The organism is Rahnella sp. BCC 1045 (assembly GCF_019049615.1).
GTDB classification, from domain to species: domain Bacteria; phylum Pseudomonadota; class Gammaproteobacteria; order Enterobacterales; family Enterobacteriaceae; genus Rahnella; species Rahnella contaminans.
This window is the reverse complement of record NZ_JAFMOZ010000145.1, coordinates 185,284-198,584: the sequence shown is the minus strand read 5'-3', so window position 1 is coordinate 198,584 and position 13,301 is coordinate 185,284. Positions and strand designations below refer to the sequence as shown.

14 protein-coding genes and 1 other RNA gene are annotated in these 13,301 nt (G+C 52.3%); 11 read left to right on the top strand and 4 right to left on the bottom strand.

Going from position 1 to position 13,301, the window contains the following annotated elements; genetic code table 11:
- Position 1: 1 nt before the first annotated feature.
- A complete protein-coding gene (locus J1782_RS26180) occupies positions 2–1,453 on the bottom strand; it encodes a tagaturonate reductase (protein ID WP_217154254.1) in 1,452 nt (483 codons plus the stop codon).
- 139 nt (positions 1,454–1,592) lie between these two features.
- Positions 1,593–3,005 carry a glucuronate isomerase gene (gene uxaC, locus J1782_RS26175; RefSeq protein ID WP_217154253.1) on the bottom strand — a complete coding sequence of 471 codons (1,413 nt, stop codon included), beginning with the start codon at positions 3,003–3,005 and terminating at the stop codon, positions 1,593–1,595.
- Positions 3,006–3,962: 957 nt separating this feature from the next.
- Between uxaC and J1782_RS26170 the strand changes: the two genes are divergently transcribed.
- From J1782_RS26170 to J1782_RS26125, 10 genes are all read left to right on the top strand, one after another.
- Complete coding sequence (locus J1782_RS26170; RefSeq protein ID WP_152327303.1) at positions 3,963–5,255, top strand: MFS transporter; 1,293 nt, start codon at positions 3,963–3,965, stop codon at positions 5,253–5,255.
- 190 nt (positions 5,256–5,445) lie between these two features.
- Positions 5,446–6,222: a transcriptional regulator ExuR gene (gene exuR / locus J1782_RS26165; RefSeq protein WP_152327304.1), complete on the top strand. Its 777-nt coding sequence runs from the start codon at positions 5,446–5,448 to the stop codon at positions 6,220–6,222.
- Between the two features lie 381 nt (positions 6,223–6,603).
- Positions 6,604–7,284: a DedA family protein gene (locus J1782_RS26160; RefSeq protein ID WP_152327305.1), complete on the top strand. Its 681-nt coding sequence runs from the start codon at positions 6,604–6,606 to the stop codon at positions 7,282–7,284.
- A gap of 11 nt (positions 7,285–7,295) precedes the next feature.
- Positions 7,296–7,667 (top strand): EnvZ/OmpR regulon moderator MzrA, encoded by a 372-nt coding sequence (gene mzrA, locus J1782_RS26155; RefSeq protein WP_371819843.1) that lies wholly within the window; start codon positions 7,296–7,298, stop codon positions 7,665–7,667.
- Between the two features lie 129 nt (positions 7,668–7,796).
- On the top strand, positions 7,797–8,174 hold the full coding sequence (locus tag J1782_RS26150; protein ID WP_152327307.1) for a DUF1090 domain-containing protein: 378 nt from the start codon (positions 7,797–7,799) through the stop codon (positions 8,172–8,174).
- Positions 8,175–8,310: 136 nt separating this feature from the next.
- The gene (locus J1782_RS26145) at positions 8,311–8,613 is read left to right on the top strand and encodes a YqjD family protein (RefSeq protein ID WP_152327308.1); all 303 of its coding nucleotides are present in this window, start codon (positions 8,311–8,313) and stop codon (positions 8,611–8,613) included.
- Positions 8,614–8,615: 2 nt separating this feature from the next.
- Complete coding sequence (locus J1782_RS26140) at positions 8,616–9,023, top strand: phage holin family protein (protein WP_152327309.1); 408 nt, start codon at positions 8,616–8,618, stop codon at positions 9,021–9,023.
- Positions 9,020–9,304, top strand: coding sequence for a YqjK-like family protein (locus J1782_RS26135; protein WP_152327310.1), 285 nt, complete (start codon positions 9,020–9,022; stop codon positions 9,302–9,304). Before J1782_RS26140 ends, J1782_RS26135 begins: the two co-directional genes overlap by 4 nt.
- Positions 9,305–9,546: 242 nt before the next feature.
- Complete coding sequence (locus tag J1782_RS26130; RefSeq protein ID WP_101074992.1) at positions 9,547–9,939, top strand: DoxX family protein; 393 nt, start codon at positions 9,547–9,549, stop codon at positions 9,937–9,939.
- Between the two features lie 135 nt (positions 9,940–10,074).
- Positions 10,075–11,058, top strand: coding sequence for a glutathione S-transferase family protein (locus tag J1782_RS26125; protein ID WP_217154251.1), 984 nt, complete (start codon positions 10,075–10,077; stop codon positions 11,056–11,058).
- Positions 11,059–11,100: 42 nt separating this feature from the next.
- On the opposite strand, the gene J1782_RS26120 is transcribed toward J1782_RS26125, so the two are convergent.
- On the bottom strand, positions 11,101–12,006 hold the full coding sequence (locus J1782_RS26120; RefSeq protein ID WP_152327312.1) for a LysR family transcriptional regulator: 906 nt from the start codon (positions 12,004–12,006) through the stop codon (positions 11,101–11,103).
- 110 nt (positions 12,007–12,116) lie between these two features.
- On the opposite strand from J1782_RS26120, the gene J1782_RS26115 reads away from it, so the two are divergent.
- Positions 12,117–12,821, top strand: coding sequence for a pirin family protein (locus J1782_RS26115; protein ID WP_217154250.1), 705 nt, complete (start codon positions 12,117–12,119; stop codon positions 12,819–12,821).
- Positions 12,822–12,897: 76 nt separating this feature from the next.
- Here J1782_RS26115 and rnpB read toward each other — a convergent pair.
- Positions 12,898–13,276: RNase P RNA component class A (gene rnpB / locus J1782_RS26110), an RNA gene on the bottom strand.
- Positions 13,277–13,301: the final 25 nt, after the last annotated feature.

The following is a 13,301-nucleotide window of genomic DNA, read 5'->3' as shown; positions in this document are numbered from 1 at the left end:
CTTAGCTATAAGCCGCCAACGCATCACGCATGCCGCGATCTTCAATCGCCTGCAATTGTTCGGTCACTTTCGCCGTCAGACCCGGCACGGTATTCAGGTCACGTCCCCAGTGTTCTTCATCCGCCAGCACGGTTTCAACCAGCCCGATTAACGGCAGGCTGCCGTTATGCACATCGCTCCACAGACCGGAGAAACGGCTCAGCCAGTGGGCATCGTCCTGCAGAGGATAAATTTCACCGTTACGTTCCCCGCGGTAAAACGCCAGCAACGCTGCCAGGGCAAAGGTCAGGCGCGGAGGCAGAAGCTGATTCTTTGCCTGGCTCGCCAGCAGCTGCGGCAGAATGCGGGTGCGGTATTTGGTCATGCCATTCAGGGCAATCGACAGCAACTGATGCTGAATGAACGGATTACGGAAACGGCTGAGCACCGCCTGCGCGAAGGACGTCAGTTCATCCTGTGGCAAATCCAGCACCGGCGAGATTTCTTCGGCGATGGCCAGTTCAACAAAGCGGCTGATTTGCGGATCATTCATTGATTCGCCCACGGTGTTCAGACCTGCCAGGAAGGCCACCGGCACCAGCGCCGTGTGCGCGCCATTGAGGATCGCCACTTTGCGTTCTTTATACGGTTTGATGTCGTCAACCAGACGGATATTCAGCGGCAGTTTGTCCAGACGCAGTTCCTGCGCCAGGCTTTTTGGCCCCTGGATCACGAACAGATAGAAGTGTTCGGCGCTGTCGAAGAAGCTGTCCTGATAACCGAGTTCTTCCTGCAGGCTGTCGATTTCGCTGCGCGGGTAGCCCGTCACAATGCGGTCAACCAGCGTCGAGCAGAAGGTGTTACTGTTTTCCAGCCACTGTGTGAACGCCGCCGGCAATGCCCATTGCTGTGCGTAGCGCAACACCAGTTCCTGTAAGGCTTCGCCGTTATAATCAATCAGTTCACACGGCAGTAAAACCCAGCCTTTATCAGCGGCACCGGAGAAGTGAGTGAAGCGTTCGAACAACAGACGGGTCAGTTTGGCCGGGAAGCTGGCCGGAGGCGCGTCGTTCAGGCTGTCGCTTTCGACATAACTGATACCCGCTTCGGTGGTGTTCGAAAACACAAAGCGGATATTCGGATCGCGGGCCAGTGCCAGATATTCGTCAAACTGATGGTAAATATTGATTTCGCGGTTTACGGAACGAATGATGCGCGTGTCGCGCACGGTTTCGCCCTGCTCATTCAGACCGCTGATGATCGTGGTGTACAGACCGTCCTGCGTGCTCAGTGAAGGTGGGAAATCGGTGTCAATCGGGCGAACGACCACGATCCCGGCATCCAGATCGGTATGTTCATTGAGCAAATCTATTTGCCAGTCGACAAACGCCCGCAAAAAGTTGCCTTCACCGAACTGGATAATTTTGTCTGGATGTTGACGGCCTGGGAAGTCACGGCGATTTAACCTTTGCATCTCACATTCACCTTAATTTGGTCAGACGCCGGTCTTTGAGGACATCACTTTGTCCCGTGGCCGTCGTTCTTTATTGGGATAATAGTTTGTTATTTCTGTGTTTTATCAGGAGCGCAGGAATCTGCGCTCCGTCGTGCTTTTAGTTCAGTTCAATCTGGAAATACTGTTTGGCGTTATCGAAGCAGATGTTTTTCACCATATTGCCCAGCAGTTCAATATCTGCCGGCGCTTCGCCGTCTTCTACCCAGCGGCCAATCATCTGGCACAGAATGCGACGGAAATATTCATGACGGGTATAAGACAGGAAGCTGCGACTGTCGGTCAGCATCCCCACGAAGCGGCTCAGCAAGCCCAGATTGGCGAGCTGCGTCATCTGACGTTGCATGCCATCTTTCTGGTCGTTGAACCACCAGCCGGAGCCGAACTGCATTTTGCCCGGCATCCCTTCACCCTGGAAGTTACCGACCATGGTGCCGATCACTTCGTTATCACGCGGGTTCAGGCAGTACAGAATGGTTTTCGGCAGGCCACCGGCCAGACCTTGCGCGCCCAGCAGTTTGGACAGCGGTTCTGCCAGCGGCTGGTCATTGATGGAGTCGAAACCGACGTCTGCGCCGATCAGCTGGAACATACGTGTGTTGTTATTGCGCAGCGCGCCAATGTGGTACTGCTGCACCCATTCACGGCGCTGATATTCAGAAGCCAGATAAAGCAACACGCCGGTTTTGAACTGGGCGGTTTCTTCTGTGGTTGGCGTTTCACCGTTCAGGCGGCGGGCCAGAATGCCGTCCAGCGTGGCGTCATCCGCTTCGCCATACACCACAACGTCCAGCGCGTGGTCGGAAACTTTGCAACCGTGCGCCGCGAAGTGATCCATACGTTTTTTCAGCGCATCACGCAGATCGCTGAATCGGGTGATGGAAACATCAGCCGCAGCTTCCAGTTTCTTCACGTAATCCGCAAACGTGGCGGCTTCAATGTTGAAAGCTTTGTCCGGGCGCCAGCTTGGCAGCACTTTGATATCAAAGCGGGTGTCCTGGGCGACAGCTTTATGATGTTCCAGAGAATCGATCGGATCATCGGTTGTGCCGACCATTTTCACGTTCATCTGTTTCATGATGCCGCGGGCAGAGAAGTTGTCCTGCGCCAGTAATTCATTACCGCGTTCCCAGATTTCGCCTGCGGTGGACGGGGAAAGCAGTTTGCCGGTAATGCCAAACGGCCGACGCAGCTCAAGGTGCGTCCAGTGATAAAGCGGGTTACCGATGGTGTGAGGAACCGTAGCGGCCCACGCGTCAAATTTCTCGCGGTCAGTGGCGTCGCCAGTACACATACGTTCAGGAACACCGTTGGTGCGCATCGCACGCCATTTGTAGTGATCGCCTTTCAGCCAAATGTCATACAAGTTTTTGAATTTGTAGTCCTGAGCAATCAGCTCAGGCGGCAAATGGCAGTGGTAGTCGAAAATTGGCTCATCTTTCGCGTAGTCGTGATACAGGCGACGTGCGAATTCAGTGTCGAGAAGGAAGTCTTCTGTTAAAAACTGCGCCATCTTAGGTTCCTCATCATGAAATCTGTAGAGTTGTCTCTCAATGGTGCGAAGTTATCACACCAATTTAGGTTGTCGTCCAGCTCTTTTTAGGGGTATGTGCCGGTAATAGCAGGCAATTCAGGACCCAGTAAACTCACTAACTCTCTGTAAAATAATAACGTTGAAGCCTTACTGCACGGGTGCTTATTATCCTCACAATCAGAGTGTCATTTTGTGATGTCACTCAAACTTTAAATCTGTATGACAGGTTATTTCGTACCAAATGTGACAACACCAATTTCACCTTTTCCACGTGATGCCGCCGTTTGATCAGCCTCTCCCGCCTCGCACCTGCGCCATTTCCTCGGGTTCTTCTGATTAACAGCACAATAAAACGCACGATCTGTACTCAAAACGCCGCCGCGTTAAGCGTACGGACGAAATGTGATCAACCCGTAAAGTTGTTACACCAATTTCGTTTCAGTGATCCGGTCTCTGATGTTAATCCTTCACATAAAAGTGTGAACAGGATCAACTAAAAATCAATTTTATCAGTAAATTCAATTAAATACGTGTGTAGTTAAAAAAGTTAAGTAACCACACAATTTAAATGTGGTTTTGTGATGTCATTCAAATTTTAAATCTGTATGACAAGTTATCTTTGCTTCGCCCGGACAAGAGCGTCAGAGATTACCTGCCACGTCCTTTCGCTGTTGCCCGGGCAAAACACTTCCCAGGCGCAGTCAGCCTCATGGCGAAGCAACAATTCTGGTGTTCAGGACGCTCATCGGATCTTACGCACAGATAACAATAAACCAGTGCGTAAACATCGGGCCGCTCCCAGTGAAATCATCTGGCGGCGATATCCCCGGAAAACACTTTAAGGAAGCCAGAAGCCCATGCTCAGGCAGCGTGGTGCGAAATACGCCATGACAGCGTGCGTTGTCATTGCCGGATTATTTACTGGGAGAGAGTTAAATGGGTAAGATTAAAGGGTTACGCTGGTACATGATCGCACTGGTGACATGCGGCACTGTATTAGGCTATTTAACACGTAACGCCATTGCCGCCGCAGCACCGACGCTGATGACTCAGCTCAACATCACCACTCAGCAATATTCTTATATTATCGCGGCTTATTCCGCCTGCTATACCCTGATGCAGCCGGTTGCCGGTTATGTTCTTGACGTCATGGGCACGAAAGTCGGTTACGCCATGTTCGCCATTATGTGGGCCATCTTCTGTATGGCGACCGCGCTGGCCAGCAGCTGGGGCGGTCTGGCGATCGCCCGTGGTGCTGTCGGTATGGCTGAAGCCGCGATGATCCCTGCCGGCCTTAAAGCCAGCAGTGAATGGTTCCCGGCCAAAGAGCGTTCTATCGCCGTGGGCTACTTTAACGTCGGTTCTTCAATCGGCGGGATGATTGCGCCACCGCTGGTTGTCTGGTGCATCCTGATGCACAGCTGGCAGCTCGCCTTCATCATCACCGGTGCATTGAGCCTGATCTGGGCACTGAGCTGGCTGGTGTTCTACAAGCACCCGAAAGATCAGAAAAAACTGAGTAACGAAGAACGCGATTACATTCTCGATGGTCAGGAAGCACAGCACCAGACCACCAACGGCAAGAAAATGTCTGCCTGGCAGATCCTGCGTAACCGCCAGTTCTGGGGCATCGCGCTGCCACGCTTCCTGGCTGAACCTGCCTGGGGCACATTCAACGCCTGGATCCCGCTGTTCATGTTCAAAGTGTATGGCTTTAACCTGAAAGAAATCGCGATGTTTGCGTGGATGCCGATGCTGTTCGCTGACCTCGGTTGTATCCTTGGCGGCTACCTGCCTCCGCTGTTCCAGAAGTATTTCAAAGTGAACCTGATTGTCTCCCGTAAACTGGTGGTTACCATGGGTGCGGTCCTGATGATCGGACCTGGCATGATTGGCCTGTTCACCAGCCCGTACGCGGCAATCGCTTTACTGTGCATCGGTGGTTTTGCTCACCAGTCACTGTCCGGCGCGCTGATTACTCTGTCTTCTGACGTGTTTGGCCGTAACGAAGTGGCGACAGCCAACGGTCTGACCGGAATGGCGGCGTGGATGGCAAGTACCATGTTTGCTCTGGTCGTCGGTGCGCTGGCCGATACCATCGGTTTCAGCCCGCTGTTTGCCGCTCTTGCCGTCTTCGACCTGCTTGGTGCAATCATCATCTGGACCGTACTGCAGAACCGTTCCGCAGTAGAAGCAGCCCCGGCTCCGCTGAAAACCGCGAAAGCCTGATCCGCCAATCACAAACCCGGTAAAATTCTTTGCCGGGTTTGTCTCTTTCTGACATTTCTCCAGTGCCTTTGTGGCCGATGCACGGTGCATCAACCTTTCGTAAATCGTATACTGGTAGTTGTATAATAGGTTTGCAGGTCTGTCCGACACTCGCATCTTGCAGGTTTCACTACTTTTAAAGAGCACTCATATGGAATCCACAGACACCAGACGCCTTTACCAACAACTGGCTGCCACGCTCAAGGAACGAATCGAAACAGGTGTGTATCCGGTTGGCGAGAAGTTACCTGCTGAACGTCTCATTTCCGATGAGATGGACGTCAGCCGCACCGTGGTGCGCGAAGCGATCATCATGCTGGAAGTTGAAGGTTATGTGGAAGTCCGTAAAGGCTCGGGCATTCATGTGATGTCAAATCAGCAGCGCCATCTGGTGGTACCTGATAATGGCATCGAGTTTGGCACCGCCGGCCCGTTCGAGCTGCTTCAGGCACGTCAGCTGATTGAAAGCAATATCGCGGAGTTCGCCGCCACGCAGGTGACCAAACAGGACATCATGCGCCTGATGGAAATTCAGGAGCACGCGCGCCAGGAAGATCGTTTCCGTGATTCCGAATGGGACTTGAAATTCCACGTGCAGGTAGCGCAAGCCACGCAGAATAATGCGCTTTCTACTATCGTTGAAAAAATGTGGAGCCAGCGGTTGCATAACCCTTACTGGCGTAAGCTGCACGAGCACATTGATGAGAAATCGATTGAGAGCTGGTGCGAAGATCACGACCTGATCCTTAAAGCACTGATTCGCCGTGATCCGCATGCCTCGAAACTTGCCATGTGGCAGCATCTGGAAAATACCAAACAAATGCTTTTCCGCGCCACAAGCGATGATTTTGAATTTAACGTAGACCGTTATCTCTATTCAGAAAATCCGGTTGTTCATCTGGATCCACCGCTGCTTAATACCAAATAAATTCCCCTTAAGGCCGGAAATTCTCTCCAACCGGCCTTTTCTCCCCATCTGCGTGATTTCGCATTATCCTGTCAGACACTGTCGAGTAGTGTCAGCCAATGTAAAACCCCTTTCCATTACGTGCGCCGGACTTAAATGATCGGTCTCAACGCGCTATATTTACCTGTCTGAGTTATTGTTATTTTGTTACACTTAGACCCGTTTTTTTACGCGTTTACGAGGCATGAAACAGCGCTATAAACGTGTAAATCCCCGATGAATTCAAAACCAGATAGCCCGCCAGGGAAATGGCGACCTTATCAGCTTACAGGCCGCGTCGAGACATATTCTCCGCTGATGTCAATGCTGACCCACTGAAAATGATGGAGTTTTACACGACAGATGGAAATTATCAGCTCGCTTATCGATGCCCTCTGGCAACAAGATTATGTCACCCTCGCCAACCCTTCTCTGGTTTGGGCGCTGTACCTGATTTTATTCATGATCATCTTTCTGGAAAACGGTTTACTGCCTGCGGCTTTTTTACCTGGCGACAGCCTGCTGATCCTCGTGGGAGTACTGATTGCCAAAGGTGCCATGAATTTCCCGCTGACGATTTTCCTGCTGACGACCGCCGCCAGCCTTGGCTGCTGGCTCAGTTATGCGCAGGGGAAATGGCTGGGGAATAACCGCATAGTACAAAGCTGGCTGGCCCATTTGCCGGTGCAATATCACGAACGTGCACACGCCTTGTTCCATAAACACGGGCTTTCCGCGCTGCTGGTTGGCCGTTTTCTGGCCTTTGTCCGCACTCTGCTGCCAACAATTGCCGGTTTATCGGGCCTGAGCAACAGCCGTTTCCAGTTTTTCAACTGGGTGAGCGGTCTGCTCTGGATCCTGATCCTGACCTCGTTAGGGTATTTCCTGGGCAAAACGCCGCTGTTCCTAAAATACGAAGATCTGGTGATGAATTGCCTGATGCTGCTGCCGGTGCTTTTGCTGATTGGCGGGCTGATCGGTTCCATTGTCGTTTTGTGGCGTAAAAAGCACGCTGACCGCCAGAACAAAGGCAAAAGCGCATAATGAATAGCCTGTTGAGAAAGCACTCATTTATCTGGCCAGCGCTGTTTATCCTGCTGGCCGCCGCGGCCATGATTGGGCTGGCGATATCGCGTCTTCCGGCACCGGCCAGCGCGCTGCAAATCCGCCCGGCACGTTCTGGCGTGGCACTGCCCGATGGTTTTTATGTTTACCAGAGCCTGACCGAGCGCGGCATTCACATCAAAAGTATTACTCCGCTGGAAGATGGTCTGGTCGTTCAGCTCGATTCTGCTGCACAGCGCAAAATGGCACAGGACGTGTTGCAAACCATTTTGCCCGCAGGCTTTGTGATTCAATATTGCGAACCGCCACATACCAAAGCCTGGCTGACCAAGCTGGACCGTGATCGTTTAAAGGTTGGGTAACTGACAGCGGATTTGTCTGATATGACAACCCATTTGTCAGTGATATGATTTCAAGGCTAGTTATTCAAAAAATCTCTACTCACGGAAATAAGTGCCACAATCACTTAACCATCAAAAGGAAGCCCGACGATGAAAATCACTTTATCTGCACTCGTTTTAGCCCCGGCAATGTTATTCACCACCGCAAGCTTTGCTGCGCCTCAGCCAGAAAGCTGCGTGACGAAACAGCACGAAATTCAGAAACAGATCGACGAAGCCCGCCTGCACAAAAACGAGAACCGCGTCGACGGTTTGGAAAAGGCACTGCGTGAGAATAAAGCGCACTGCACCGATGCTGGGCTTAAAGCTGAAAACCAGAAACGTGTCGAAGAAAAACGTGAGAAAGTCCGCGAACGTGAGCAGGAACTGAAAGAAGCTCAGGCGAATGGCAATCACGAAAAAATCGCCAAAAAGCAGCAAAAACTGGAAGAAGCACAGTCTGAACTTAAACAGGCTCAGGGTCTGTAATCCCCTCTCTTAAAGCGCCCGGCCGGCGCTTTAATGCGGGATCTTGCTTTTTAAAACAGACAATTCGCATTTGCGATCACCTGAATATCCGCTATGTTAAAAGTTCGAATCAGTTAACGTATGGAGTGACTTACACATGGCTAGTAATACATCAGAACAACTGCGCGCTGAATTAAAGTCATTGGCAGATACGCTGGAAGAAGTTCTTCAGACCTCTACCGATAAGCCGAAAGCTGAACTCGATAAGTTACGCGGCAAAGCAGAATCCCTGCTGAAAGATACCCGCGAACGTCTGAGCGATACGGGCGATAAGATTGCCACTCAGACCAAAGAAATCGCTGGCAAAGCCGATGATTACGTACATGAAAAACCGTGGACAGGCGTCGGTATTGGTGCCGCTGTCGGTGTTGTGATTGGCGTTCTGTTAGCCCGTCGCTAATTATGTCTGAACCGATAAAACCGGCACCACAGGGACCGGGCAAAGGGCTTTTTGACATCGTTTCACGCATCGCCACCGTGGTGGTGGGCATGGTTGAAACGCGTGTCAGGCTGGTTGTTGTTGAGCTGGAAGAGGAAAAGGCCAATATTTTCCAATTGCTGCTCATGGCTGGCATTACCCTGATTTTTACCGCCTTTGGTCTTATGAGTTTGCTGGTCCTCCTTTTCTGGGCAATTGACCCGGCGTATCGCCTGATTGCGATCGGCACGGCGACCGGTGTTCTGCTGTTCCTTGCTGTGGTTTTAGGCGCGATGACGCTGGCAAAAGCCAAACGTTCAACGCTTTTGAGCCTCACCCGCAAACAGCTGGATATCGATCGGGCGTTGCTGGAAAAGGATGACAATCTATGAGTATCCCAAACCGCGCTATCGAAAAAGTCAGACTTCTGCGCCAGATTGAGCGCCAGCGCGCCGAGCTATCTGAGGCGGGTTCTGACTGGCTGGATGCCACAGCGAAAATTGATCGCGGCTGGGTGAAAATCGTGGATATGCGTAAGTATCTGGTCGTGGGTTCCAGCCTGATTGCCGTCTACGGCATCCGCCATCCCAGCAGCATTGTGCGCTGGTCACGGCGGGCATTTGGTATCTGGGGCACCGTCCGGCTTTTCCGCAAGACTTTCGCCAGCAAATAAGCTTAGCGACATTCACATCAAAGGGTCGGATGACTATTCATCCGACCCTTTTCTTTTTGAATAACAATCCTTCCGCCGTTCAATTTATTTGAATCATTCCAACAGTTTTACTTGCTAACAAAGCGTAATCGTTAGACTTATTATCTCGTCATCAACTGATGCGGTAACGGCGAGAAACATTTTCTGACCGGACCGGTAACACTTTAAGCTCAATTTGAGCACACTACGTTTTGGAGAAGAAAATGACTAAGTTACAAGACACAGCTTTACTGGTAGCCCGTATCCTGATGCCAATTCTGTTCATCGTTGCCGGTTGGGGAAAAATTAACGGTTACACCGCAACCGCGGGTTACATGACTTCCATGGGCGTTCCAAGCTTCTTCCTGCCACTGACTATTTTGTTAGAATTTGGCGGCGGTCTGGCAATCCTGTTCGGCTTCTTCACCCGCACTACTGCGCTGATCACAGCCATCTTCACCATCCTGACGGCGCTGATCTTCCATACTGATTTTGCACAGGGCGTGAACCAGATGATGTTCATGAAAAACCTGTCCATCGCTGGCGGTTTCTTCGTTCTGTTTGCTTCAGGCCCGGGCGCATTCAGCATCGACCGTCTGATCAAGAAAAACTGGTAATCACTGCTCCGGCACCAGGGCGCTGTAACCCAGGCTATAATTAAATAAGACAATAAAAAAGCACCTGCAGGGCGATGTGATTAATCACCTCGCCCTTTTTAATTCTGAAAGGTCACTGACAGTAAGGAAAATATCATGGGACAACTGGTCGAAGGCAAATGGCAGGACACCTGGTATGACACCAAATCTACCGGCGGTCATTTCAAACGTTCTGCGGCGCAGTTCCGTAACTGGATCACACCCGATGGTGCACCGGGCGAGCACGGCGTCGGCGGTTTTACCGCTGAGCGCGACCGCTATCATCTTTATGTTTCACTGGCCTGTCCGTGGGCACACCGGACACTGCTGATGCGCGCCCTGAAAGGGCTCGAAGACATTATCCCTGTTTCCGTCGTACACCCGCTGATGCTGGAACATGGCTGGACGTTCGGAACCGATTTCCCGGCCGCTACCGGCGATGATTTGTATCATCTGAATTATGCGTATGAAATCTATCTGCGTGCGCAGAATGATTACACAGGCCGCGTGACTGTACCGATCCTGTGGGACAAAAAGCAGCAGACGATTGTCAGCAACGAATCGGCAGATATCATCCGCATGTTTAACAGCGCGTTTGATGCCGTGGGCGCAAAAGCCGGGGATTATTATCCGCCGTCGTTACGCCCGTCGATTGATGAGATTAATGAGTGGGTCTATCCGCAAATCAACAACGGCGTGTATAAAGCCGGTTTTGCGACCTCTCAGGACGCTTACGACGAAGCGGTGAATGGCGTGTTTGATGCGCTGGAACGCGCTGAGGAATTACTGAGTAAACACCGCTATCTGACAGGCAACAAGCTCACCGAAGCCGATCTCCGTCTGTGGACCACGCTGGTTCGCTTTGATCCGGTCTACGTCACGCATTTCAAATGCGACCGTCACCGCATCAGCGATTATCCGAATTTGTACGGTTTCCTGCGCGATATTTACCAGATGCCGGGAATTCGTGAAACGGTGGATTTTGCGCATATCCGTAATCACTATTACCGCAGCCACGCGACCATCAATCCGTACGGCATTATTTCGACCGGACCGGCACAGGATTTAGAGTCTGAGCACGGCCGCGACAAACGCTTTTAATCTTGTCTTTTCCCTTCCCCCTTCATAAAGGGGAAGGGCATTTTACTTCGCTTCCCGCGTTGCCAGTAACTTTGGAATTTCACGCAGGAACCAGGCTTTTGCCTCGCCCATGCTGTCGCGACGCCACGCCATAATGATGTCGGTTTCACGGTTATATTCCGCACTGACCACCCGCAGACGCCCTTCCTCGATGTCTTTCTCGACCATCGGATAAGGCATCGTCGCTACGCCTAATCCGGCCAGCAACGCCTTACGTTTTTCTTCAATCGTACTGACCGTCAGCCGCTGTTGTTTATCCAGTAACTGAACGGTGAGCACGGGGCGTTCACGGGCAGTATCGGCGACAGCAATCCCGCGGTATTTCACCCGGCTGACGTCCGATAACGGTTCGGCTTCCTGATGGATAGGATGATCCGGCGCTGCCACATAGACACTGACCAGTTTGTACAGCTTGCGGCTGTTAATTTCGGTGGAAGAGCGGAAATGCATATCGGGTGCGATGACGATATCCGCACGCCCCTGCTCCAGACGCTCCCACGCACCGGCCAGCACTTCCGTTATCAGAGAAACCTGCGTATTGGCTTTCAGCGCCAGCTTTTCAATCAGCGGGAACAACTGCGCGGCAGGCGATAACGCTTCGCAAACGATGGTGATGTGCGTTTCCCAGCCGCGCGCCAGCGCTTCGGCATCGACGGTCAGTTTGTCGGCGGCTTCGAGCAGGACACGGCCACGCTCAAGCAACATCCGGCCCACATTGGTGAATTTTGTCCGATGACCTGAACGGTCAAATAACACCACGTCCAGCTCTTCTTCCAGCTTTTGCATGGTATAGCTCAACGCAGACGGGACGCGGCCCAGCTCATCAGCGGCGGCGGCAAAACTTCCTCTGCGGTCAATGGCATCCATGACCCGTAATGCTTCCAGTGTGAGTGCGCGATCCTTAGCCATTCTTTTCTCTGTCAGGAAATTTGAATATAGCGACCAGATTAACTGGCTAACAATCACACGTCCAGACGCTTACCATTTATACATCGAAATTTTTAAGAGAGGCGACCGCCATGATCACCAGCAGAACGGCAAAAGAGTGCGGCACCGCTGACTTTGGTTGGCTGCAGGCACGTTACACTTTCTCCTTTGGACATTACTTTGATCCGAAGCTGATGGGCTATGCGTCGCTGCGCGTCCTGAATCAGGAAGTGCTGGCGCCGGGTGCCAGCTTCCAGCCACGGACTTATCCGCGGGTTGATGTGCTGAATCTGGTTTTACAGGGCTCGGCGGAATACCGCGACAGCGAAGGTAACAGCGTGCGGGTCGAAGCCGGTGAAGCAGCGCTGCTTTCCACGCAGGCAAACGTCAGTTACAGCGAGCTGAATACCCGCGCGAACCAGCCGCTGACGCGCATGCAGTTATGGCTGGACGCCTGCCCCGAACATGAAAATCCGTTAACCCAGAAAATGACGCTGCCGGATGCGAAACATTTCCTGCTGGCATCACCGGACGGCAAAAACGGCAGCCTGCAATTGCGGCAAAATGTCTGGATACATCATCTGGATTTAAAACCGGGTGAACAGATTTCCCTGCCAATTCGTGGCCCGCGGGCGTATCTGCAATCGATTCACGGACAAGTTGATGCGCTGGGTGCGGTCAGCCACGAATCGCAAAAACTGGCCTGCGGAGACGGGGCGTTTATTCATCAGGAAAACAGCCTGACTGTTTCTGCCAGCACGCCGTTACGCGCTTTGCTGATCGACATGCCGGTTTAACATTCGCGGATAACGGATTTTGCGGATAGCAGAAAGGCGAAAGCCCGCGCAGTAACCTGCGCGGGCTTTCTTTTGACGAGGGAGTTGACCGTTAAGCCGGGTTCTGTCGTGGACAGTCATTCGTCTAGGCCAGCAATCGCTCACTGGCTCAAGCAGCCTACCCGGGTTCAGTACGGGCCGTACCATGTGAACCCCTATTTGGCCTTGCTCCGGGTGGAGTTTACCTTGCCACGAACTGTTGCCAGCCGCGCGGTGCGCTCTTACCGCACCCTTTCACCCTTACCTGATCCCACTTACGTGGGCCATCGGCGGTTTGCTCTCTGTTGCACTTGTCGTAAGCTCGCGCTTCCCAGGTGTTACCTGGCACCCTGCCCTATGGAGCCCGGACTTTCCTCCCCTCCACCTGTCTCCCCCGAAAGGGACGGCAGTGAAGCGGCGACTGTCTGGTCAACTCCGCGGCGGATAATAGGGTATTACGCC